The 22,799-nt window shown below is 63.6% G+C and carries 19 protein-coding genes and 1 other annotated feature; of the genes, 11 read left to right on the plus strand and 8 right to left on the minus strand.

All coding sequences use genetic code 11. From position 1 onward, the window contains the following. Positions 1–122: 122 nt before the first annotated feature. From AB5Y89_RS19770 to AB5Y89_RS19790, 5 genes are all read right to left on the minus strand, one after another. Positions 123–974: an alpha/beta fold hydrolase gene (locus AB5Y89_RS19770; protein WP_041215192.1), complete on the minus strand. Its 852-nt coding sequence runs from the start codon at positions 972–974 to the stop codon at positions 123–125. Between the two features lie 9 nt (positions 975–983). After that, positions 984–1,499 carry a Slp family lipoprotein gene (locus AB5Y89_RS19775; RefSeq protein WP_039039136.1) on the minus strand — a complete coding sequence of 172 codons (516 nt, stop codon included), beginning with the start codon at positions 1,497–1,499 and terminating at the stop codon, positions 984–986. Between the two features lie 50 nt (positions 1,500–1,549). Continuing rightward, a complete protein-coding gene (tsaB, locus tag AB5Y89_RS19780) occupies positions 1,550–2,251 on the minus strand; it encodes a tRNA (adenosine(37)-N6)-threonylcarbamoyltransferase complex dimerization subunit type 1 TsaB (protein WP_164882850.1) in 702 nt (233 codons plus the stop codon). Between the two features lie 97 nt (positions 2,252–2,348). Further along, on the minus strand, positions 2,349–4,268 hold the full coding sequence (locus tag AB5Y89_RS19785; RefSeq protein ID WP_368224329.1) for an ATP-dependent DNA helicase: 1,920 nt from the start codon (positions 4,266–4,268) through the stop codon (positions 2,349–2,351). A 61-nt stretch (positions 4,269–4,329) separates the two neighbouring features. After that, entirely contained in the window at positions 4,330–4,575 is a 246-nt protein-coding gene (locus AB5Y89_RS19790; RefSeq protein WP_010674695.1) for a hypothetical protein, read from the minus strand. Positions 4,576–4,765: 190 nt separating this feature from the next. Then, positions 4,766–4,890, plus strand: a sequence feature (His leader region). Between the two features lie 28 nt (positions 4,891–4,918). On the opposite strand from AB5Y89_RS19790, the gene hisG reads away from it, so the two are divergent. The 11 genes from hisG (at position 4,919) to hisIE (ending at position 19,684) form a co-directional block, all read left to right on the plus strand. Further along, positions 4,919–5,815: an ATP phosphoribosyltransferase gene (hisG, locus tag AB5Y89_RS19795; RefSeq protein ID WP_103243148.1), complete on the plus strand. Its 897-nt coding sequence runs from the start codon at positions 4,919–4,921 to the stop codon at positions 5,813–5,815. Positions 5,816–5,827: 12 nt separating this feature from the next. Next, positions 5,828–7,153, plus strand: coding sequence for a histidinol dehydrogenase (gene hisD / locus AB5Y89_RS19800; protein ID WP_368224330.1), 1,326 nt, complete (start codon positions 5,828–5,830; stop codon positions 7,151–7,153). Beyond that, on the plus strand, positions 7,150–8,220 hold the full coding sequence (gene hisC / locus AB5Y89_RS19805; RefSeq protein WP_128273209.1) for a histidinol-phosphate transaminase: 1,071 nt from the start codon (positions 7,150–7,152) through the stop codon (positions 8,218–8,220). Before hisD ends, hisC begins: the two co-directional genes overlap by 4 nt. 19 nt (positions 8,221–8,239) lie before the next feature. Continuing rightward, the gene (hisB, locus tag AB5Y89_RS19810; protein WP_128273211.1) at positions 8,240–9,373 is read left to right on the plus strand and encodes a bifunctional histidinol-phosphatase/imidazoleglycerol-phosphate dehydratase HisB; all 1,134 of its coding nucleotides are present in this window, start codon (positions 8,240–8,242) and stop codon (positions 9,371–9,373) included. After that, a complete protein-coding gene (hisH, locus tag AB5Y89_RS19815; protein ID WP_124243848.1) occupies positions 9,373–9,996 on the plus strand; it encodes an imidazole glycerol phosphate synthase subunit HisH in 624 nt (207 codons plus the stop codon). Before hisB ends, hisH begins: the two co-directional genes overlap by 1 nt. A gap of 5 nt (positions 9,997–10,001) precedes the next feature. Next, on the plus strand, positions 10,002–10,748 hold the full coding sequence (gene hisA, locus AB5Y89_RS19820) for a 1-(5-phosphoribosyl)-5-[(5-phosphoribosylamino)methylideneamino]imidazole-4-carboxamide isomerase (protein WP_045524835.1): 747 nt from the start codon (positions 10,002–10,004) through the stop codon (positions 10,746–10,748). Positions 10,749–10,880: 132 nt separating this feature from the next. Further along, positions 10,881–11,990, plus strand: coding sequence for a two-component system response regulator (locus AB5Y89_RS19825; RefSeq protein ID WP_010674688.1), 1,110 nt, complete (start codon positions 10,881–10,883; stop codon positions 11,988–11,990). Next, positions 11,983–14,136: a PAS domain S-box protein gene (locus tag AB5Y89_RS19830; protein WP_323950091.1), complete on the plus strand. Its 2,154-nt coding sequence runs from the start codon at positions 11,983–11,985 to the stop codon at positions 14,134–14,136. Before AB5Y89_RS19825 ends, AB5Y89_RS19830 begins: the two co-directional genes overlap by 8 nt. Beyond that, complete coding sequence (locus tag AB5Y89_RS19835) at positions 14,133–18,104, plus strand: PAS domain S-box protein (RefSeq protein ID WP_368224331.1); 3,972 nt, start codon at positions 14,133–14,135, stop codon at positions 18,102–18,104. The genes AB5Y89_RS19830 and AB5Y89_RS19835 overlap by 4 nt, the downstream gene beginning before the upstream one ends. Before the next feature lie 178 nt (positions 18,105–18,282). Then, the gene (gene hisF / locus AB5Y89_RS19840) at positions 18,283–19,056 is read left to right on the plus strand and encodes an imidazole glycerol phosphate synthase subunit HisF (RefSeq protein WP_010674684.1); all 774 of its coding nucleotides are present in this window, start codon (positions 18,283–18,285) and stop codon (positions 19,054–19,056) included. Beyond that, positions 19,049–19,684: a bifunctional phosphoribosyl-AMP cyclohydrolase/phosphoribosyl-ATP diphosphatase HisIE gene (hisIE, locus tag AB5Y89_RS19845; RefSeq protein WP_368224332.1), complete on the plus strand. Its 636-nt coding sequence runs from the start codon at positions 19,049–19,051 to the stop codon at positions 19,682–19,684. The genes hisF and hisIE overlap by 8 nt, the downstream gene beginning before the upstream one ends. Before the next feature lie 92 nt (positions 19,685–19,776). Here hisIE and AB5Y89_RS19850 read toward each other — a convergent pair whose 3' ends face one another. The 3 genes from AB5Y89_RS19850 to AB5Y89_RS19860 all read right to left on the minus strand — a co-directional run bounded on the left by AB5Y89_RS19850 (position 19,777) and on the right by AB5Y89_RS19860 (position 22,675). Beyond that, entirely contained in the window at positions 19,777–20,097 is a 321-nt protein-coding gene (locus tag AB5Y89_RS19850) for a hypothetical protein (RefSeq protein WP_048207631.1), read from the minus strand. Positions 20,098–20,163: 66 nt separating this feature from the next. Further along, a complete protein-coding gene (locus tag AB5Y89_RS19855) occupies positions 20,164–20,862 on the minus strand; it encodes a helix-turn-helix transcriptional regulator (RefSeq protein WP_368224343.1) in 699 nt (232 codons plus the stop codon). 190 nt (positions 20,863–21,052) lie between these two features. Beyond that, complete coding sequence (locus AB5Y89_RS19860; protein ID WP_368224333.1) at positions 21,053–22,675, minus strand: acyl-CoA synthetase; 1,623 nt, start codon at positions 22,673–22,675, stop codon at positions 21,053–21,055. Between the last annotated feature and the right edge of the window lie 124 nt (positions 22,676–22,799).

The raw sequence follows: 22,799 nt of genomic DNA on the forward strand, positions 1-22,799 counted from the left end.
TTGTTTTAAGTTCATGCTCTAATGCCGCACATATTTACATAAGGCAACATCAATTAACAGTGAATTAACAACGGGAAATGTGAAGGAGAAAGCAAACCTGACATGATTCAAAGCCGCCGATCCTACCGGATTTGAGCGAAGTTTTCGATATAAACGGCGGTTTCTGATGAATTTTCCATATGAAAATGATGGCCTCCTGCCACTGTCACCCGTTCAATGTGGCCAAAGGCCGCCTCCCGCAACTGCCACTGTGCCAGGAGCCCGGGGAAGCCCTGCTCTCCCCGGATAAAGAGCACCGGACAGACGATGGCCCGGATCAGGGCCTGGGCCTGCCCCTCGCTCATGCGAAGGGGGGAGAGATCGCGAAGACGGGGATCACTGCGCCAATACCAGCGCCCTGCCCGCGCTTCCAATTGTCGCTCGCAGATAAGGCGTGCCGCACTCGGGGGGATGTCCGCCACCTTGCAGCGGGCAGCCACCGCCTCCTCGAGGGTGGCAAATCCACTGGTTGCACGCTCACGGGTACGAGTGCGGTTGAGGATGGCGCGGCGCAGCTGCCCCGGTACCTCCTCGTCGGGCTGGCTCAAGGGGCCGAGCCCCTCCAGCAGAATGAGCCGCTCGATTTGCTCGGGAAAAACGCCGGCATAGGCAGAGGCAATCAGCGCCCCCAGGGAGTGACCAAGCAGGATGAAACGCTGCCAGCCCGCGGCCTGGGTGATCTGGTAGAGATCATCCAGCCAGTCCACGAAGACATAGGGAGTCGACTTGTGATCGGAGTGACCATGGCCCGGCAGATCGACGCAGACCAGATGAAACGCCCCCAGCCAGGGGGCCAGAGGCAAAAAGCTGGCACCGTTGTCGAGCCAGCCATGGAGGGCCACCAGCAGCGGTCTGCCCTCCTGACCATTGTCCAGCAGGGCGATGTGCCGCCCGTCCGCCAGGCGCAGCCTGCGCTCCTGCAATGTCGCCGTCATCCGGGCTCCTCAGCGGCGCAGGGGCCGTCTGGGCCAGAAGGGATCATAGAAAGGATCGTAAAAGTAGGGATCCATGTAGCGGATCTCCACCTCCTTCACCGGTGGCCACAGCTTGCTCCCCGTCACCTTGAGTACCGAGAAGCGATACTTGTGCTCGCCAATCTGGCTGTCCACCGGCTTGTCGAGGGTGCCGAGCACCGTCAGGCTGCGACCCTTGGCATAGAGGGTCGGGTCGACAAACCCCTGCATGATGGCGAGAAAACGACCTGGGCTCTGCTCGGTCTGCTCCGGCACCCCGTTGGACTTGAGGGGCAGATAGACCACCTCGATGACACTCTGATCCGCCTTGTTGTGGACCGCCGAGATGACACCGCTCCAGCGGGCCGGCTTGCCTTCCATCCCCTGCAGGGCAGGTTGATAGGCCACCAGCTGATCCGCAGGCTCATAGGCAAGCTCTTTGGGCACCGTGCTGCAACCGCCCAGCAGCAGCCCCACCAATCCCAGCATGATCACGGATTTTCTCATTCGTCTCTCCTTCATCGTCCGACAAAGCAGCCCGGGGCAGCCGTTGCCGCCTATTCGCGACCCGGCAGTTTCTTCCAGGTCACCTTGTCACGCAGATAGACAGGGGTGGCCTGCTCTACCGGCACCGCCTCACCCGCAAACCAGGCCTGGCGTGCCAGAGGCAGCATGTCGGCGGCCGCCGGGAAACGCACCTGGCTTGGCATCAGCACATCTGCCAGGCCGCACAGGGTCTCGCCATAGGTTTCAAAACCGGTGCCAACGCAGCTCACCGCGCCAGTCAGCTTGTCACGGGCCTGCACCAGTGCGGCTGGTTCGCTCACCACCTCCTCGCCCACCAGCGTCATCACCCCGTCCACCAAGGCGTAGTGGCCGAAATAGACCTCGTCCATGCGCGCATCGATGGCGGCAAGCACCTGCTCGGCCCCTTCCAGCTTATGGGCCCCCTGGGCCATGGCTGCCAGGGTGGAGACACCGATCATCGGCACGCCGGCACCAAAGGCGAGCCCCTGGGCCACGCTGATCCCGATCCGTACCCCGGTGAAGGAGCCAGGCCCACGACCGAAGGCGATGGCGTCGAGCTCATCCAACGATAGACCGGCTTCATCCAACAGAGCCTGAACCATGGGCAGGATCTTGCGGGTATGGTCACGCGGCGCCTCTTCCCAGCGGGAGTAGAGGGTATCGCCCACCAAGAGGGCTGCGGAGCAGGCTTCGGTGGCGGTATCCACGGCCAGGATCTTCAACTCATCCATTCTTTTTATTCTCTTCACATCAGTCAGTTAAATCGTCAGCATGGCCAAGGCCTGCCGTCATGCATGGCCGGGGGCAATCAGCCCCGGCGCGGCGGACTCACTCCCGTGGTCCGAAAAATTCTCCCAGGGTCGCCAGCTCCCGGGTCCGTGGAATGGCAGGCAGGCTCTTGATGAAGGTGGCGCCATAGGGCTTGTTGACCACACGGGGATCACAAATAACCAGTACGCCGTGATCACTGCGATCACGGATGAGCCGCCCCACCCCCTGCTTGAGGGCAATCACCGCCTTGGGCAACTGCAGCTCGGCAAAGGGATCCCCCCCCTTGAGCTTGCAATCCTCCACCCGAGCCTTGAGCTGGGGATCGTCCGGGCTCGCAAAGGGCAGCTTGTCGATGATAACACAGGACAATGCCGCCCCCCGCACGTCTATCCCCTCCCAGAAACTGCTGGTGGCCACCAGCACGGCCCGACCATTTTCCACGAAGGTCTTGAGCAGCCGCTGCTTGTTGTCTTCCCCTTGCAGCAGGACGGTGCGGCCGATTTCCCGGCGTAGCACCTCAGCCACCTGGCGCATCACCTGATGGCTGGTGCAGAGGAAGAAGCACCCCCCCGGCGTCTTGTTGATGAGGGGGATCATCAGGGTCGCCAGCTGCTCCCCGCGCCCGAAGGCATTGGGCTCTGGCAAGAAACGGGGTACGCACAGGCGCGCTTGCTCGGCGTAATCGAACGGACTGTCGAGAATGAGTTCGGCGCTGCCGGCCAGCCCCATCTCGGCGACGAAGTGGGCGAAGCGATTGTCCACCGTCAAGGTGGCCGAGGTGAAGACCCAGGCCACCTCGGGGCGCTGCACCTCGGCACCGAAGCGCTCGGCGACCGACAGCGGCGTCAGATTGAGGGTAAAGTGCAGACGCGAACAGTCATACCAGTAGGAGAAACCGGTCTGGTTGATCGCCAGCACCTCCCCAAGGCGAGTACGCAGCTCGCTGATGCGCTCGAAACAGTGATCCAGCTGCTCCCCTCGCCCGAGCGCCAGTTTCAGCACTTCATAACAGAGCCCGATGGCATCGTTGAGACGGGCCAGCGCCTGGGCCCAGAGGGATTGTCTCAGCAGATCCCGGGTGTTGCCGCGCCCCCCCTCCACGCCGAAGGCAAGGCGCAGATCCTGACTGGCAATGGCGAGCCTGTCCGCCGCCTTGCCAAGCTGGGCCATGTCATGAGCCTCTGCCCGGTAGGCGAGCTGGATATCCTGCGCCAAATCCTGGATGGTGCGGCTGCCCACGGACTTGCCGAAGTAGTGGCTGGCGATCTCGGGCAGCTGGTGCGCCTCGTCGAATACATAGACCTGCGCCTCGGGCACCAGCTCGCCAAAGCCGGTGTCTTTGACCGCCATGTCGGCGAAAAAGAGGTGGTGGTTGATCACCACCACCTGGGCGTCCATGGCACGGCGCCGGGCGATGACCAGGTGACAATCATCGTAATAGGGGCAGTCGCGACCCAGGCAGTTGTCGTTGGTGCTGGTGACGTGGGCAAGGATCTCGGCGTTCTCCTGTATCCCCGGGATATCCCCCACATCGCCGTTGTCGGTGGCGGTCGACCAGGATTTGACCTTCACGAGATCGCTCAGGATCTCGGGCTTTTGCAGATGGGATTCACTCAACAGCCGGTTCATCCGCTCGATGCAGAGGTAATTGCTGCGCCCCTTGAGCAGTGCCACCGGCGGGGTGTAGTGAAGCGCCCCCGTGATGGTGGGCAGATCCCGATAGAAGAGCTGCTCTTGCAGGTTCTTGGACCCGGTGCTGATCACCACCCGCTTGCCGGATTCCAGCGCAGGCACCAGATAGGCATAGGTTTTGCCAGTGCCCGTTCCAGCCTCCACCAGCAAGCGGCCACCTTGCTTGATGGCGCGCGACACCGCCTCGGCCATCTCCAGTTGCGGGGCACGGGCCTTGAAGCCGTCGATATGGCGGGCCAGGGGGCCGTCTGGCTTGAACAGGGTCTGGATGATGGTCAAAGGCATGTCCCGCTGCAAAAGCGGGCATTATGCCAAAAGCGCGGAAAAAGCGGGACTGATAATGCGTTCAGACGAAGAGATCAATCCGGTGGTCCGGATCCGGTTTGTGATCATCATCCTGCACCGCTGGTTGATCAGGCTTTGGCGGCTGCTCTCTCTGCTGGTGATGCTGGCCACCGCCGCCATTGTCGGTGCCTATCTTGCGCAGCTGATGTTTCTGGCTGATCTGGGTCACCTCCCGCTTGATGTCATCCGGGCTCGGTGTCGAGGGTGCGCGGGGCAGGATGGGAAATAACAGGTCCTGGCTGGGCATGATGTCGCCTCCTTTGGCATCTCATTGTCTAGTTATCGACCAGAAAACCGTTTTCTCAACTTTAATCGTCCGGATCACATTTTTCGGTTGCATTTTCTGTCAAGGCAGGTAGTTTAAACCGGGCGTCAACAACGGCATCTGATTTGTAAAGGATTGATTACATCATGAAGTTCACCAACCTGAAGACTCATCATCACCATCATCATCCCGAATAGTCTTTCAGGAGGTTGACTGCTGGAAGACACTTAACTGGTGACTTCCAAAAGGACCGCAAGATTCATGAACCCTCGGAAGCACATACTTCCGAGGGTTTTTTCGTTTTTGACTAAAAGGAAATCGAGCAATGGAAACACAACGTCTGCGCATCGCCATGCAAAAGTCCGGTCGTCTGAGCCAGGATTCCCAGGCCCTCTTCAAGAGCTGCGGCCTCAAGATCAACCTGCGGGAACAGCGCCTCATCGCCCATGTCGAGAACATGCCCATCGACATTCTGCGAGTGCGTGATGACGACATCCCGGGTCTGGTGATGGAAGGGGTGGTCGATCTTGGCATCATCGGCGAGAACGTTCTCGAAGAGGTGCAGCTCATCCGCGCAGCCCAGGGGCAGCCCTTTGCGGTGAAGACCCTCAAGCAGCTCGACTTCGGCGGCTGCCGCCTCTCTCTGGCGGTGCCGGACGATGTCAACTACACAGGGCCACAGAGCCTGGCCGGCAAGCGCATCGCCACCTCCTACCCCGGTCTGCTCAAGCGCTTCTTCGACGAGAAGGGCCTGGGCTTCAAGAGCGTGATGCTGGGCGGCTCGGTGGAAGTGGCCCCCCGCGCGGGTCTGGCCGATGCCATCTGCGATCTGGTTTCCACCGGCGCAACCCTGGAAGCCAACGGCCTGAAAGAGGTCGAGGTGATCTACCGCTCCAAGGCCGTCCTGGTGCAGGCCCCCAACCCCCTGAACGATGCCAAGCAGAAACTCATCGACAAGCTGCTGCCTCGCATCCAGGGGATGCAACAGGCGCGCGAAAGCAAATACATCATGCTGCACGCCCCCAAAGACAAGCTCGATGCCATCACCGATCTGCTGCCGGGGGCGGAGCGTCCCACCATCATGCAGCTCGCCGGTGACACCAACCAGGTGGCCCTGCACGTCGTCTCCAGCGAAACCCTGTTCTGGGAGACCATGGAACAGCTCAAGGCCCTGGGTGCCAGCTCCATCCTGGTGCTGCCCATTGAAAAGATGATGGAATAAGGAAGACACATCATGCAGACCCTGATCTGGAAGACCCTCTCCCCCGCCCGGCAAGCCGAGGTCCTGACCCGGCCCGCCCTTGGCGACGAAGCCGACATCGGTACCGTGGTGCGAGACATCATTGCCGCGGTACGCAGCCGGGGCGATGAGGCCCTGCGCGAGCTGAGCCAGCGTTTCGAACGCGCGCCCCGCGAACAGCTTCGGGTGAGCGACACGGAAGTGGATGCCGCCTGCGCTCGACTCGGTGATGACATCAAGGGCGCCATCGAGGCCGCCATCGCCAATATCCGTACCTTCCACGCCGCCCAGGTGCAGCCCGTCGTGCGCGTCGAGACCCAGCCAGGCGTACTGTGCGAGCTGCGCACCCAACCCATCAGCCGGGTCGGTCTCTATGTCCCGGGAGGCAGCGCGCCGCTCCCCTCCACCGTGATGATGCTGGCCATTCCGGCAAGCCTGGCCGGTTGCCGTGAGGTGGTGCTCTGCACCCCGTCTCCGGCGAGCGACGAGATCCTGTTTGCCGCCCGCGCCTGTGGCGTTCGCCAGGTGTTCGCCATCGGCGGCGCCCAGGCCATCGCGGCCATGGCCTATGGCACGCAGACCATCCCCAAGGTGGACAAGATCTTCGGCCCGGGCAACGCCTATGTGACCGAAGCCAAGGGCCAGGTTTCCCGTGACTGGCGGGGCGCCGCCATCGACATGCCAGCCGGCCCCTCCGAGGTGCTGGTGATCGCAGACGAGAGCGCCAACCCGGCCTTCGTGGCATCGGACCTGCTCTCCCAGGCCGAGCACGGCCCCGACAGCCAGGTGGTGCTGGTCACCACCTCTGCTCCCCTGGCCGATGCCATCGGCAGCGAGATCCAGGCGCAACTCGCCGACCTCAGCCGCCGCGACATCGCCGAGCAAGCCCTGAAGGCAAGCCTGGTGATCCTCTGCGACAGCCTGGAGGAGGCCTGCACCATCTCCAACGCCTATGCCCCGGAACACCTCATCGTGCAGACCCGGGCCCCCCGGGATCTGCTGGACAAGCTCGAGAACGCGGGCTCCATCTTCCTCGGGGCATGGACACCGGAGTCGGTCGGTGATTACGCCAGCGGCACCAACCACACCCTGCCCACCTACGGCTATGCCCGCACCTGCTCGAGCCTGGGACTTGCCGACTATCAGCGCCGCTACACGGTTCAAGAGCTCACTGCAGACGGCATTCGCGGCCTTGGCCCCATCGTCCAGCGCATCGCCCAGGCCGAGGGACTCGATGCCCACAAGCATGCCGTCACCCTCAGGTTGAACGCCCTGGCCGCCGAGCCCCAACAAACAGCACAGCAGAAGGATTTGTCATGAGCATCGTCAATCTGGCCCGTCGCGTCGTGCGGGCTCTCACTCCCTACCAGTCCGCGCGCCGCATCGGCGGCCAGGGCCACGTCTGGCTCAATGCCAACGAGGCCCCCCTGGCCTACCCCTTCACCGTCGAGGGGAGCCGTCTCAACCGCTATCCCGAGTGCCAGCCGGCCGAGGTGGTGAATGGCTATGCCGCCTACGCCGGGGTCAATCCGGATCAGGTGCTGGTGAGCCGCGGCGCCGACGAGGCCATCGAGCTGCTGATCCGCACCTTCTGCGAGACAGGGGAAGATCAGATCCTCATCTGTCCCCCCACCTACGGCATGTACGCCATCAGCGCCGAGACCTGTGGCGTGGGGATTGTCGAGCAGCCATTGACCGCCAGCCGTCAGCCGGACTGGCCCGCCATCGCCGATCGCCTCTCTGACGTGAAGCTGGTGTTCCTCTGCTCCCCCAACAATCCCACCGGGGATCTGGTGGGCCGCAAGGGACTCGTCGCCCTGCTGGAGAAGGCCCGGGACCGCGCCATCATCGTCGTGGACGAGGCCTACATCGAGTTCTGCCCGGAGGCCTCCGTGGTGGACCTGCTCGCCCAATACCCGAACCTGGTGGTGACCCGCACCCTCTCCAAGGCCTTCGCCCTGGCAGGGATCCGCTGCGGCTTTACCCTGGGGGATCCCGAGGTGATTGCCATGCTGGCCAAGGTGATCGCGCCCTACCCCATTCCCGACCCCATCGCCCAGATTGCCGCCCAGGCGCTCTCTCCCATGGGGCTGGAACTGATGCAGGAGCGGGTGCAGGAGCTCAACAAGCAAAAGGCGCTCATCAAGGCGGAGCTGCTTCGTCTGCCCTGCGTCAAGGAAGTGTTCGAGGACAAGGGCAACTTCGTGCTGGTGCGCTTCAAAGATGGCGCCGCCGTGTTCGCCGCCATGAAGGCCGCCGGCATCATCTTGCGTGATTTCTCCAGCAAGCCTGGCCTTGACAACAGCATCCGCATCACCATTGGCTATCAGGGCGAAATGGACGCCGTGCTGGCCGTGCTGCGTGACCTGCCCCCACCCTCTCTGTAAGACAAGCAAGGATGTAGCGATGAAAACCCCGTTTTTGTTTATCGACCGTGACGGCACCCTGATCGAGGAGCCGGTCACCGACAAGCAGGTGGACAGCCTTGCGAAGCTGCGCTTCGAGCCCATGGTGATACCTGTGCTGCGTGAGCTCCAGGCCGCCGGCTACGTGCTGGTGATGGTGACCAACCAGGATGGGCTCGGCACCGCCAGCCTGCCCCTTGAAAACTTCCAGCCGCCCCACGACCTGATGATGCACCTCTTCGAATCCCAGGGCGTCACCTGGGAGCAAGTGCTGATCTGTCCCCACTTCCCCACCGACGGTTGCAGCTGCCGCAAGCCTCACCTTGGGCTGGTGAAGGAGTATCTCGCCTCGGGCCGCATCGACTTTGCCAACTCCTTCGTGATTGGCGACAGACAGACCGACATCCAGCTTGCCGAGAACATGGGCATCCGCGGCATACGCTACCACCCGCAAGATCACGGCTGGAATGCCATTCGTGATCAGCTGCTCTCCAAGGGGCGCGTGGCCGAGGTGGAGCGCTACACCAAGGAGACCCGCATCCAGGTGGCGGTGGATCTCGACAAGAGCGGTGGCAACCAGATCGCCACCGGCATCGGCTTCTTCGATCACATGCTGGATCAGATAGCGACCCACGCGGGCTTTCGCCTCAAGCTCAAAGTGAGCGGCGATCTGCACATCGACGATCACCACACGGTGGAAGATGTGGGATTGGCGCTGGGTCAAGCCCTGCGCCAGGCCCTTGGCAACAAGCGCGGCATCGGCCGCTTCGGCTTCGTGCTGGCGATGGACGAGGTGCAAGCGGTGATCGACGGGCGTCCCCGCCAGGAGGCTGACAACACCTCGCTGACCGAGCTGGATGTGGCCACGGCGCTGGATCTGAGCGGCCGTCCCTACTTCGTGTTCGACTGCCCGAGCGGCTTTGGTCGCGACAGCGTGGGAGAGATGGCCACCGAGATGGTACCCCACTTCTTCCGCTCCCTCTCTGACGCCATGGCCATCACCTTGCAGATGAAGGTGGGCAGCGGCAACACCCACCATCAGGTGGAGGCGCTTTTCAAAGGCTTTGGGCGCGCCCTGCGCCAGGCCATTCGCGTGGAAGGGAGCGAGCTTCCCTCCAGCAAGGGGGTGCTGTGATGGGGAGACAGAACCTGGTCATCATCGACACCGGCTGCGCCAACCTCGCCTCGGTGCGCATGGCGTTCGAGCGCCTCGGCGTGCAGCCCAGGGTGAGCTGCAAGGCCGCCGACATCGAGCAGGCGGACAAGCTGATCCTGCCCGGCGTCGGCACTGCCATCGCCGCCATGAAGAACCTCAATGAGCGGGAACTGGTGCCCCTCATTCGCGCCGCCAAGCAGCCGCTGCTCGGTTTTTGCCTCGGCATGCAGATGCTGGCACAGGCCTCGGAAGAGAACATGAGCGCCGATGGCAGCGAAGGAGCGCTCATCGACTGCCTCGGCATCGTGCCTGGCAGGATCCGCCTGATGGAGGTGGGCAACCTGCGCCTGCCCCACATGGGCTGGAACCAGATTGAACACGACGAGACCCACCCGCTACTCAAAGGCATCCCCAGCGGCAGCTACTTCTACTTTGTCCACTCCTATGCGCTGGAGGTGACCGACGCGACCCTGGCGACCTGCGACTACGGCCTGCCCTTTACCGCCATCGTCGGGCGGGACAACTTCTTTGGCGCCCAATTCCACCCGGAGCGATCCGGCCCGGCCGGTGCCCGCCTACTGCAAAACTTTCTGGAGCTATGACAGGCATGATTATTCCCGCAATCGACCTCATCAACGGTCAGGTCGTGCGCCTCTACCAGGGCGACTACGGCCAGAAAACCGCCTACAGCGACAACCCGCAGGCCCGCTTCGATGACTATGTCAGCCAGGGGGCGGCGCAGCTGCACCTGGTGGATCTGGACGGCGCCAAGGATGCCAAGGCCCGCCAGTTGGCCCTCATCGCCCAGTTGCTGTCCGCCACCGAGGCACCGGTGCAGGTCGGCGGCGGCGTGCGCAGCGAACAGGACGTGGCCGACTTGCTGGCGGCCGGCGCCAGCCGGGTGGTGATCGGTTCCACCGCCGTCAAATCCCCGGATCTGGTGGCCAGCTGGATGGAGAAATATGGCCCCGAGCGCATCGTGCTGGCCCTGGATGTCAACATCGATGAACAGGGCAACCGCCACATCGCAGTGGCTGGCTGGCAGGAGAACAGCGGCATCTCCATCGAGGCGCTGATCGAGCGCTTCCTCCCCGCCGGACTCAGACACGTGCTCTGCACCGACATCAGCCGGGACGGTACCCTGGCGGGCACCAACGTCGAACTCTACCGGGATCTCTGCGCCCGCTACCCGAGCGTCGGCTTCCAGGCGTCCGGCGGTATCGGCGGTCTGGCGGATATCGAGGCGCTCAAGGGAACCGGCGTCAAGGGGATCATCCTCGGCCGTGCCCTGCTGGAGGGCAAGTTTGACGTGGCAGAAGCCATTCACTGCTGGGGTGACGGCCGCGCTGCGTGACGCGCCCCTTTCCGGCATCAGACAGCCTGCCCATCCGGGCAGGCCTCTTTCTCCCCGATGGGGGCGAACCTTATGATTTGGCAGCAATTGGCTCTATACTCGACCTCACAGGGATAGCGTCATGGAAGACATATGTTGACACCTCACAACGCCACCATCCTGATCGTCGACGACTCACCCGAAAATCTGATGGTACTGACCGAATTGCTTTCGCCTCATTACCGCGTACTGGCTGCGCAGAGCGGGGAAAAATGCCTGCGCATCGTCAGCGCGGATCCAAAGCCTGACCTCATCCTGCTGGATGTGATGATGCCCGGCATGGATGGTTATGAAGTGCTAAGGCAATTGCGTCAGTCCCCGATCAGCAGCCGTATTCCCGTCGTTCTGCTCACCGCCCTCGCCGACCCCCAGAGCGAGGAGTTCGGCCTCTCCCTCGGCGCCGCTGATTACATCACCAAGCCCATCAAACCGGTGGTCGTTCAGGCCCGGGTGCGTACCCAGCTGGAGGCCAAGCAGGCCCGTGACGGTCTGCAAAACCAGAATGCGGCGCTGGAAGCCGAGGTCGCGCGGCGAATGGCGGAAAACGACCTGATCCAGCAGGTCTCCATCCGCGCCCTCGCCCATCTGGCGGAGATCCGCGACCCCGAAACCGGCAACCATATCCTGCGCACCCAGGGCTATGTACGTCTGCTGGCGAGCGCCCTGGCTGATCACCCCCGTTTCGCCGATACCCTGACCCCGGGTTACATCGATCTGCTGAGCCGCTCCGCACCGCTTCATGATATCGGCAAGGTGGGCATTCCCGACCACATCCTGCTCAAACCGGGCAAGCTGACCCCGGAGGAGTGGCAGATCATGCGCACCCACGCCAAGCTCGGCAGCGATGCCATCGAGGAGGCCGAACAGGACATGGAGCAGCCCCTGGCCTTCCTCACCCTGGCCAAGGAGATCGCCCACTGGCACCACGAGAAGTGGGATGGCAGCGGCTACCCGGACGGCTTGCAAGGGGACGCCATACCCCTCTCGGCCCGCCTGATGGCGCTGGCAGACGTGTTTGACGCCCTCATCTGCGCCAGGGTCTACAAGCCGGCCATGAGCTACGACGAGGCTCGCGCCCTCATCCTCTCCGGCAGTGGCCACCATTTCGATCCCGATGTCGTGACCGCCTTCGATCGCCATTTCGACGCCTTCGTCACCATTGCCGAACGCTACCAGGATGGCAGCGAGGCCGTGGATGGCTGAGGCTCCCCTGACCCGGGCACATGTGCTCAACGTCGTGCTCACCTATGCCGCCGTGGCAAGCCTGTGGATCCTGCTCTCCGACAAGGCGGTGGAGTGGCTGTTCAGCACCCCTGCCCAGTTCGCCATGGCAAGCACCATCAAGGGCTGGCTCTTCATCCTCATCACGGCCCTCATGCTTTATGCCATGCTGCGTCGTCGCATTGACACCACCGGCAGCACACCTGTCTTTACGAGGCGTCAATGGATCCCCTTCCTGTTGCTCAACGGGCTCATTTTGGCCCTGACCGCCATGGCCATCGCCCGCAACATCGAACTGGCACGCAACAAGGAGGTGGCTCGTCTCGAAGCCATCGCGGATCTCAAGAGCCAGCGCGTCACCGAGTGGCTCGGAACCCACGAGCAGGATATTCACCAGCTCATAAAGGGTCTGGGCAGTACTGATTTCTATCGTCCCGGACAAGCACCATCCTCACCCGAAGCGATCACGCCACCACTGGCAAGGCTGCTCGAATTCATCTCGGTACGCGGATTTCACGGTGCGGCCGTGTTCAATCCTGCCGGACAGCCCCTGTGGCATACCCCGGGTGGCGACACCATGAATGCCACGTTGCGTGACGCCCTGCCACGGCTCGAGCAGGGCAAAGTCATGCGTCTTGGTCCCTATCTCGATGATCGCGGTCACGCCAGGCTGGACTTTCTGGTCAATCTGGAGGTTGCTGCAGGACCGGCACCCGTGCTGGTGATGCAGATAAGCGCAAATCGCTGGCTCGATCAGATCCTGGGGTCCTGGCCCGTCCCAGACAGCAGCGGAGAAGCCATTCTGTTTCGCCAGCAGGGGGATCAGGTCCACTATCTGAGTAGCCTGCGCTATCGCCCGGAACCGGCTCTCACCCTGCACTATCCCGTCACCCACCCCACCCTGCTGGCAGCCCAGTATTTGCGGCTCGCCGAACGCGGCACGCCCCAGGTGCTTTATGGCCAGGATTACCGGGGCAGCGAGGTCTTCGGGGTTGTCTATCCGGTCATGAACACGGACTGGTACCTGCTGGCCAAGATCGACAAGGCGGAACTCTACCAGGCCACCTTCAAGGAGAGCGTCTGGATCGGTCTCATCGGCCTGCTGGTGCTCTTTGTCACCAACGCCGGCATCATCCTGCTGCGCCAGCACACCCGGCTGCAGATGGCCGAGCAGCTTCAGCACTCCCAGTCCCAGCGGCTGGAGGCGTTGCAACTGCTCTCCGCCATCGCCGACAGCTCGGAAGACGCCATCTTCGCCAAGAACAAGGAGGGCAGATACATCCTCTTCAACCGGGCCGCCAGCCAGTTTGTCGGCAAGCCGGTTGACGAGGTGCTGGGCCAGGATGATCTGACGCTCTTCCCGCCGCAGCAGGCGCAGATGCTGATGGCATCCGGGCGCCAGGTCATAGAGCGCAACCGGGTGCAGACCGAGGAGGAGTACCTGACCCTGCCCGATGGCGAGCATGTGTTTCTCGCAACCAAAGGCCCCTTGCAAGACAGCGAGGGGCAGGTGATCGGGATCTTCGGCATCTCTCGGGACATCACGGACTTCAAACGGGCCGAGGCCGACTTGCGAGAGCGGGAGGGGCTGTTCCGTGCACTGGTGGAGCAATCCCTTGCCGGGATCTACATCATCCAGCAGGGTCGGCTCTGCTACATCAACCCCTGTTTTGCCCGACTGTTTGGCTATGACACCCCGGGGGCGCTGATCGCCGTTGGCCAGTTGCACGCCCTTGCCGCTCCCAAGGACAGCACCAGGGTTGCCGAGCTGGTGCACGCGTGCGAGCAGGACGCGCGCGATATCCACACCCGCTTCAGTGCCCTGCATCAGCACGGGGAATCCCTGGAGGTCGAGCTGTACGGGCGGCGCGTCGACTACCTCGGCCAGCCCGCCATCATCGGCATTCTGCTCGATGTCACCGAACGGGAGCAGGTTGAACAGGCCCTGACCCGCCAGGCCAGCGAGCTGCGCCAGCAGAACCATGAGCTGGAGCGGTTCAACAAGGTGATGGTAGACAGGGAGCTCGCCATGCTGGCCCTCAAGCACCAGATCAACGGGCTCTCCCGTCAGCTCGGAGTGCCACCCCCCTATCCCCAGGCCCCCATGCCACCGGAGGATCTCCCATGATGAGCTGGTCACCCCTGTGGCATGTGCGCCCCTCCACCCAGCGCTGGGGGATCTCCCTGCTGGCCGTGCTGCTGCCCGTTCTGATGTTGCAAATCCGTGTCCAGCTGCCCATCGCCTTTGGCGAGCGACCGCTGCTGGTTCTCTTCATGCTGCCCATCATCGTTTGCGCCCTGTTGGGGGGCTTGTTGCCAGGTCTGCTCTGCACCCTGATCACCGCCCTGGTCACCAGCTATTTCATGCTCCCCCCCATTTATTCACTGAGTGTCGAGGCTGGCCAGGATCTGGTGCAATGGTGCCTGCTCATCGCCAACGGTCTGCTCATCAGCGTGCTCAGTGCCGCCTTTCATCGCGCCCGGGCCAGAGAGGTCCTGCGCTGGCAGGAGCTGATGAACACCCAGAACCAGTTGCAGCAGAGCGAGAACCGCTTCCAGGTCACCTTCGAACAGGCTGCGGTCGGCATCGCCCTGGTCTCCCCCGATGGACACTGGCTGCGTGTCAATCAGCGGCTGTGCCACATCCTGGGCTACCGGGCCGACGAACTCACCGGGATGACGTTCCAGCAGTTGACCCACCCGGACGATCTCTACCTCGATGAGGCCCATGTGGCCCGGGTACTGGCGGGAACTATCCCCCACTACACCCTGGAGAAGCGCTACCTGCACAAGGGGGGCGAGATCATCTGGACCACTCTGACGGTGGCCCTGGTGCGCGACGCCGAAGGTAATCCCGACTACTTCATTTCCATCATCGAGGACAACCGGCAGAACAAGGAGACCGAGGAGGCGCTGCGCCGCAACGAAGCCATACTGCGCGAGTCCCAGCGTCTCGCCAAGATAGGGAACTGGCGCTGGCGCGTGGCCGATGACAGCCACTTCTGGTCACCGGAGATCTATCGCATCTATGGCCGGGATCCGGCCCTCCCCCCCGCCGTCTATCCCGAGGTCAGAAAATACTTCACCCAGGAGGGGTGGCACACGGTGGCCCAGGCCGTCGAGCGCTGCAGGATGGACGGGCAGCCCTACGAGTGCGATGCCGAAGTGATCACGGAGCAGGGGGAGACCGCCTGGGTCATTGCCCGCGGGGCGGCGCTCAGGGACAGGGATGGCACCATACTCGAGCTCTACGGCACCGTGCAGGACATCACGGAGCGCAAGCTCGCGGAGCAGCGCCTGCAACACAATCAGCAGATGGCGCTCGATACCCAGCGTCGTGCTCGCCTCGCAGCCCTGAACCTGATGGACGACGCCATCAGTGCACGGGTGCGCGCCGAAACCGTCAGCAGCGCCCTGCGCGAGAGCGAGCAGCGCCTGCTGATGGCCCAGGAAGGGGCCCATGTCGGCATCTGGGAATGGGACATGGTCAGCAACCGTCTCTTCTTCTCGCCGGAATGCGCCCGCCTCTATGGCCGCAGTGCCGAGGTGCTCGGCGAGCTGGCCGCCTGGCAGGCCTGCCTGCATCCGGATGACAGGCCCCGCATCGAGCAGTTGCTGGCGGAGCGGGCGGTCAGCGGCGCCCCCGTCGAGCTGGAGTTCAGGATCCTGCTGCCAGATGGCGTCATCCGCTGGCTGGTGAGCAAAGGGAGCGTCTATCGGGACGCCCAGCAGCGACCCGTGCGCCTCCTTGGCATCCATCTGGACATCACCCAGAGCAAGCTGGCCGAGCAGCAGTTGCGCCAGTTGTCCCTGGCCCTCGAACAGAGCCCTGACGGCGTCTTCATCACCGACACCCGGGCGCGCATCGAGTACGTCAACCCCGCCTTCCTCGCCGCCAGCGGTTACCAGCAGCACGAAGTGATAGGCCGGACCCCGTCCCTGCTGCGCTCGGGCCTCACCCCGGATGCCAGCTATGTCGCCCTGTGGGATGCCATCAACCACGGCCAGCGCTGGCATGGCGAATTCATCAACCAGCGCAAGGATGGCTCCCACTACCAGGTGCTGGCCACGGTGTCGCCGATCCGCCAGGAGAGCGGTGAAATCACCCACTACGTCACGGTCCAGGCCGACATCACCGAGAAGAAGCAGCTCGGCGAGGAGCTGGACCAGTATCGCTACCACCTGGAGGAGATGGTCAACGAGCGCACCCGGCAGCTGGCCCAGGCCCACCAGCGGGCCGAAAGCGCCAACCACGCCAAGAGCGCCTTCCTTGCCAATATGAGCCACGAGATCCGCACCCCCATGAACGCCATCCTGGGGCTCACCTATCTGCTCAAGCGCGACACCCGGGATCCCACCGACCTCGAACGGCTGACCAAGATAGACACTGCCGCCCAGCACCTGCTCAGCATCCTCAACGACATCCTGGATCTCTCCAAGATCGATGCGGGCAAGATGACGCTGGAGCTGACCGATTTCTCCCTCACCGCCATGCTGGACAACGTCCGCGCCCTGATGAACGACCAGGCCAGGGCCAAGGGGCTCACCATAGTGACGGACATCGGCGATACCCCCGCCTGGGTGCACGGCGACATCACCCGCCTGCGCCAGGCCCTGCTCAACTATGCGACCAACGCCATCAAGTTCACCGAGCAGGGAACCGTCACCCTGCGCGTCAGGCTGACCCGCCCCCTCACCACCGGCTACCTGCTGCGCTTCGAGGTGGAAGACACCGGCATCGGCATCACCCCTGCGCAGCGCGAGAAGCTGTTCCAGGCGTTCGAACAGGCGGATGTCTCCACCACTCGCAGATATGGCGGCACTGGCCTTGGCCTTGCAATCACCAGCCGGATCGCCGCCCTGATGGGGGGCGAGGTCGGGGTCACCAGCGAGCCAGGCCAGGGAAGCTGCTTCTGGTTTACCGCCAGGCTGTTCAAGGCAAAGGAGGACGCTCCTTCCCGGACCCCATCCGAGCAGGGGAACCAACAGGCCTTCAGCTTCCCTCGCCACGCCCGGATCCTGCTGGTGGAAGACAACGCCATCAACCGGGAAGTGGTGCTCGAGCTCCTGTGCCACAGCGGCCTCGTCATCGAGACGGCCGTCAACGGCCATGAGGCCCTGGCCCTCGTCAGCCAGCACCCCTTCGACCTCATCCTGATGGACATACAGATGCCAGTGATGGATGGCTACAGCGCCACCCGCGCCATCCGGGCCCTGCCCGGCATGGACAGGCTGCCCATCCTGGCGCTCACCGCCAGCGCCTTCGAGGAGGACAGAAAGGCGAGCGCATCGGCCGGCATGAACGATTTCATTGCCAAGCCCGTCACCCCCGCCAAGCTGTTTGAAGCCCTGCAGCGCTGGCTGCCCCAGGGCAAGGTCCCCGAGCTTGCCCCGGACGACAGCACTCGCCATCCCGTGACAGGCCCCCTTGCCCGCCTGCAGGCACACCCGGGTCTGGATCTCGACCAGGGGCTGGCGGCCCTCAACGGCAATCAAGAGAAATACCTGGCCCTGCTTCGCTACTTCATCCATGAGCATGGCCAGGACATGACCCGGCTGCACCGCCACTTGCAGGCCGGGGAGCACAGCGATGCAACCCGCATGGTCCACAGCCTGCGCGGCGTGGCGAGCACCCTGGGGGCACATGAGCTGTCGCGCCACTGCCTGGCCCTGGAGCAGGCCATCGCGGACGGCAACACTGAGCCCACCGGACTCATGTCATCCATCGATGAAGAGATCGCCGCCCTTTGCGCTCTGCTCGGGGACGATCTCGCCACCCCGACCACCGATCTGGTGCCCCTGGGGGATCAGTGGCGCCAGCAACTGCTGGGCCAGATGGAAGCCCTACTGGTGCAAAGCGACACCGCCGTGATCCCCCTCTACGAGCAGTATGCCGGTCCCCTTCGCCTCATGCTGGGGTCTCGCAGCGACACCCTGACCAGGCAACTGAAGGCGTTTGATTTTGATGCCGCCCTGCTCACCCTGCGCCAGCATATGGCAACGGACGAGACCCACCCGGACGATCGGGCTCCCCTCCCCGAGGCGCCAGCCTGCCATCCGGGGCAGGTGAAGGGCGACAAAGGGTTGAATCACTGAATGAAGTCATGCATATAGTGGGGTGCTCAGAGGCGACGAGACGGCCTGCCGGGCCTGTCGTTTCTCCCTTCATGGGCCCCCGTTCAAGGCATGCCAACCCTGTTCCCGTCCGCCGCCCGGGCCAACGCCGGCGGCAGAACGACGTTTCTTTAACCGTGCTTTACATGGAGCAATGAGCATGTTGTCAAAGCGTATTATCCCCTGTCTCGACGTCAAAGATGGCGTGGTGGTCAAGGGCGTGCAGTTTCGCAACCACGAGGTGATGGGCGGCATTGTCGACCTCGCCCGCCGCTACGCCGCCGAGGGCGCCGATGAGCTGGTCTTCTATGACATCACCGCCTCGAGCGACGAACGGGTAGTGGACAAGAGCTGGGTAAGCCGGGTGGCGGAAGTCATCGACATCCCCTTCTGCGTCGCCGGCGGCATCAAAAGCGTGGAGGATGCCCGCCAGATCCTGGAATTCGGTGCCGACAAGGTCTCCATCAACTCGCCCGCCCTGGCCGATCCCACCCTGATCACCCGGCTCGCCGAGCGCTTCGGCGTGCAGTGCGTGGTGGTGGGTATCGACTCCTACTTCGATGCCGCCCTCGGTCAATATCAGGTCAAACAGTTTACCGGCGACGAGAGCCGCACCCGCACCACCACCTGGACCACCCTGGAGTGGGTACAGGAAGTGCAGCGCCGGGGCGCGGGGGAGATAGTGCTCAACGTGATGAACCAGGACGGCATGCGTCAGGGGTACGACCTTGAGCAGCTCAAGCTGGTGCGCGCCGTGTGCAAGGTGCCCCTCATCGCCTCCGGCGGCGCCGGGGCCATGGCGCACTTTCGCGATGCCTTTACCCTGGCCGACGTGGACGGGGCGCTGGCCGCCTCCGTGTTCCACAAGGGCCTCATTCCCATTCCCGAATTGAAACGCTGGCTGAAAAACGAAGGAGTCGCCATCCGTGAATAATCAAGCAGTAGACAATGCATTGCCGCTGGCCGAGCGCCTGGACTGGGCCAAGTGTGAGGGCATGATCCCCGCCATCGTCCAGCATTCCCTCAGCGGCGAAGTGCTGATGCAGGGCTTCATGACCCGCGAGGCGCTGGAAAAGACCCAGACCACCGGCCAGGTCACCTTCTTCAGCCGCAGCAAGCAGCGCCTGTGGACCAAGGGCGAGAGCTCGGGCCATGTGCTCAAGCTCGTCGCCATCACCACCGACTGTGATCAGGACTCCCTGCTCATTGCCGCCGACCCGGTCGGCCCCACCTGCCATCTGGGCAACCCCTCCTGCTTCGACGGCCACCCCGTGCCGCCGCTCGGCTTCCTGGCCAAGCTCGAACAGATCCTGGCATCACGCAAAGGGGCAGATCCCGCCACCAGCTACACCGCCAGCCTCTATGGCAAAGGCACCAAGCGCATCGCCCAGAAGGTGGGTGAAGAGGGGGTGGAAGTGGCCCTGGCCGCCATGGCGAAAGACAGAGAAGAGCTCATCAACGAATCCGCTGACCTGCTCTACCACCTGACCGTCTTGCTGCAAAACGAAGGCTTGGGTTTGAAGGATGTGGTGCAGCGCCTGCATGAGCGCCACACCAAGTAATTATTGAATTCTGTTCAACAAAACGGGCCCTATGGGCCCGTTTCATTTCATGATTGCCACCTCACAGGGGAATGGCAGGCCCCGCGCCGCCCTCAGCCGATACGGGTCCAGAAGCTCATGTTGACCGAGTGATGGTCAAGCAGGGTCAGGTACTCCCCTGCCACGTCGTTGTGCAGCCACTGCTGGCAGTAGGCTTCCACCAGCGACTGGCTGGGGGCCATCACCACGTCCGCATAGAGGCCGTCGGCGCCGCGCAGCAGGCAGTGCATGATGAGCCCGGATTGCTGGACAAGAAACTCGGACTCGACCCGCCGTGACAGGGCGAGCAAATCCGCCTCCGTCACCCCTTCCCTGAGCCTGAAGGTGGCAAATTCGACGCCCCCTGCCTGTTGCATGTCACCCTTGATGATCATCTCGTTTTCTCCATTGTGGATGGTCTGGAGAACCCAGCATAACGAAGGGCTACTGACAGCCTTGTGTCAGTCCTGAATGACCTTTTCGGCGCCACTGCGCCCAGGGGGAAACGCATCCGACTGGCGCAGGGCAAGGTAATCGGCCAGGGTCGCGCCAGATGGTGCCCCTTCTCCCGGTCGGCACGGCGCCAGGGTGTCGATGCGATCCACCCTGAAATCCCGGTAGGCCCGGCGCAGCGCACACCAGGCGCCGAGCGTCCAGCATCCGCCCCAGTAGAAGAGCCCGAGGGGAAAGAGCTGACGTTCGGTCCTGCTGGCGCTGGCATCCCGGTAGCCAATGTGCAGCCAGTGACCGGCCGTGATGGCATCGTGCAACCTGTCCCAGCGAGCGTATGCAGGGTGCGCCGTGGAATAGTCCGGTACCCGCACCACGGGGACGCGAGGTGCCCGAGCCTCCTTGGCGGGCAGGGCCGCCTCAATCTTGGCGAGCAGGGCGCGGGCCGGATCGGCCATCCCCTTGCCCGTCAGCACCGCCACCAGGTTCACCCCGGTGATGAGGGCCTCCAGCTCGGCCGCACTCAGTTGCAACGGGGCCATTTCGAACCCCTCGCTCAGCCGATAGCCCAGCCCGGCTTCCCCGTAAACCGGAATGCCCGCCAAAGAGAGATCGTCGATATAGCGGTAGATGGTGCGCTCCGACACGCACAGGCGCGTCGCCAGATCCCGGGCGGTCAGGGGTTGATGCGCCCGCAGCAGGTTGGTCAGTTGAAACAGTCGGTCCGATTTTCTCACAGGCATCCTCAGGCTGGCGGGACATGGCGGCCATGGTAAGCCGGGACGGGCTCGAAAGGCACGTCTTGTTGGCTGGCGACCGCTACCGGCGAGGCCCTGCTTCTTTGCATCACGCAACACAAAACGGGCCCGCAGGCCCGTTGATGGCGCGGCGCCTTTGTCGTCACGCCAACTGCTTGCGCAGCATGAATTTTTGCACCTTGCCGGTGGAGGTCTTGGGCAGCGGGGTGAAGATGATGCGCTTGGGGGCCTTGAAGTGGGCCATCTGCTCGCGGCAGAACGCAATGAGCTCGGCCTGGGTGAGCTCGCGCCCCTCCTTGAGCTTGACGAAGGCGCAGGGCACCTCCCCCCAGGTCTCGTCCGGCATGGCGATCACCGCGGCTTCTTCCACATCGGGGTGGCGATAGAGCACGTCCTCCACCTCCAGGCTGGAGATGTTCTCCCCGCCGGAGATGATGATGTCCTTGGATCTGTCCTTGATCTCCACATAGCCGTCCGGGTGCCAGACCGCGAGATCCCCGCTTCGAAACCATCCCTGTGCCATCGCCTCCTCGCTCGCCGCCGGGTTCTTGAGGTAGCCCTTCATGACGATGTTGCCCCGCAGCACTATCTCTCCCAGGGTCTTGCCATCCATGGGAACCGGCTCGCCGCTGACGGGGTTGATGACCCGCATCTCCCCTTGCAGGGGGGAGGCCACCCCCTGGCGCGCCTTGAGACGGGAGAGCGTGGTGGCATCCTGCCCCTGCCAGCGTCTTTGCGGCTCGCACACCACGCAGGGGCCATAGGTTTCGGTGAGGCCATAGACATGGGTCACGGCGATCCCCATGGCCTCCATGCCGGCGATCACAGTGGCGGGCGGCGCTGCCCCCGCCGTCATCGCCTTGACGGGGTGGTCGAGTCCCTGCTTGAGGGCCGGATCGGCATTGTTGAGCATATTGAGCACGATGGGGGCGGCGCAGAAATGGCTCACCTTGTGTTCGCGCAGCGCCCCGTAGATGGCCGCCGCCTGCACGTGGCGCAGACAGACGCTCACCCCGGCGGTGGCCGCCAGGGTCCAGGGGAAGCACCAGCCATTGCAGTGAAACATCGGCAGGGTCCAGAGGTAGACCGGGTGCTTGGGCAGCTCCCAGGAGAGGGCATTGTTGACCGCATTGAGGTGGGCACCGCGATGGTGATAGACCACCCCCTTGGGGTTCCCCGTGGTGCCGGAGGTGTAGTTGAGGGAAATGGCCTGCCACTCGTCCGCCGGCAGCCAGCCGGGTTCGTCCCCGTCCCCCAGGGCGATGAACCCCTCGTAGTCGAGCTCGCCGACCAGCTCCCCTTCCCGGTAGAGGGGATCGTCGATGGCGATCACCAGGGGCTGGCTGTCAATGAGAGAGAGCGCCTTTCGCACCAGGGCGCCGAACTCCCGATCCACCAGCACCACCTTGCTCTGGGCGTGCTGGAAAATGAAGGCCATGGCGTCCGCATCGAGCCGGGTGTTGATGGTGTTGAGCACGGCGCCGCTCATGGGCACCCCGAAGTGCGCCTCGAACATGGCCGGCACATTGGGGGCGACGATGGAGACGGTGTCCCCCTCGCCAATGCCGCGACGGCGCAGGGCCGAGGCGAGCTGGCGGCAACGGCGTTCGGTCTGAGCCCAGCTCTGGCGCAGGGGCCCGTGGATCAGCGCCGGATAGTCGGGATAGACCCGGGCGGCCCGCCCCAGAAAGCTCAAGGGGGTCAGCGCCTCGAAATTGGCGGGCGTCTTGCCAAGGCCGGCGTCGTACATGTTCTGCTCTGTCATCGGATCCTTCCTCACAGGGGCACAAAACGGGGTGGCTCTCGCGGTTCACCACGACCGGCATTGCGCCCTGATGCGGGGCCAGGACGCCGGCGGGAACCGGATGAAAGGGTATCAAGGGGGGCCG

This window comes from Aeromonas sp. s4, assembly GCF_040907855.1.
Taxonomy (GTDB): Bacteria; Pseudomonadota; Gammaproteobacteria; order Enterobacterales; family Aeromonadaceae; genus Aeromonas; species Aeromonas caviae.

Excerpts from the sequence above, each read along its gene's own strand:
- AB5Y89_RS19770 (WP_041215192.1), bottom strand. The coding sequence starts at position 974 with ATGACGGCGACATTGCAGGAGCGCAGGCTGCGCCTGGCGGACGGGCGG.
- AB5Y89_RS19775 (WP_039039136.1), bottom strand. The coding sequence starts at position 1,499 with ATGAGAAAATCCGTGATCATGCTGGGATTGGTGGGGCTGCTGCTGGGC.
- tsaB (WP_164882850.1), bottom strand. The coding sequence starts at position 2,251 with ATGGATGAGTTGAAGATCCTGGCCGTGGATACCGCCACCGAAGCCTGC.
- AB5Y89_RS19785 (WP_368224329.1), bottom strand. The coding sequence starts at position 4,268 with ATGCCTTTGACCATCATCCAGACCCTGTTCAAGCCAGACGGCCCCCTG.
- AB5Y89_RS19790 (WP_010674695.1), bottom strand. The coding sequence starts at position 4,575 with ATGCCCAGCCAGGACCTGTTATTTCCCATCCTGCCCCGCGCACCCTCG.
- hisG (WP_103243148.1), top strand. The coding sequence starts at position 4,919 with ATGGAAACACAACGTCTGCGCATCGCCATGCAAAAGTCCGGTCGTCTG.
- hisD (WP_368224330.1), top strand. The coding sequence starts at position 5,828 with ATGCAGACCCTGATCTGGAAGACCCTCTCCCCCGCCCGGCAAGCCGAG.
- hisC (WP_128273209.1), top strand. The coding sequence starts at position 7,150 with ATGAGCATCGTCAATCTGGCCCGTCGCGTCGTGCGGGCTCTCACTCCC.
- hisB (WP_128273211.1), top strand. The coding sequence starts at position 8,240 with ATGAAAACCCCGTTTTTGTTTATCGACCGTGACGGCACCCTGATCGAG.
- hisH (WP_124243848.1), top strand. The coding sequence starts at position 9,373 with ATGGGGAGACAGAACCTGGTCATCATCGACACCGGCTGCGCCAACCTC.
- hisA (WP_045524835.1), top strand. The coding sequence starts at position 10,002 with ATGATTATTCCCGCAATCGACCTCATCAACGGTCAGGTCGTGCGCCTC.
- AB5Y89_RS19825 (WP_010674688.1), top strand. The coding sequence starts at position 10,881 with ATGTTGACACCTCACAACGCCACCATCCTGATCGTCGACGACTCACCC.
- AB5Y89_RS19830 (WP_323950091.1), top strand. The coding sequence starts at position 11,983 with ATGGCTGAGGCTCCCCTGACCCGGGCACATGTGCTCAACGTCGTGCTC.
- AB5Y89_RS19835 (WP_368224331.1), top strand. The coding sequence starts at position 14,133 with ATGATGAGCTGGTCACCCCTGTGGCATGTGCGCCCCTCCACCCAGCGC.
- hisF (WP_010674684.1), top strand. The coding sequence starts at position 18,283 with ATGTTGTCAAAGCGTATTATCCCCTGTCTCGACGTCAAAGATGGCGTG.
- AB5Y89_RS19850 (WP_048207631.1), bottom strand. The coding sequence starts at position 20,097 with ATGATCATCAAGGGTGACATGCAACAGGCAGGGGGCGTCGAATTTGCC.
- AB5Y89_RS19860 (WP_368224333.1), bottom strand. The coding sequence starts at position 22,675 with ATGACAGAGCAGAACATGTACGACGCCGGCCTTGGCAAGACGCCCGCC.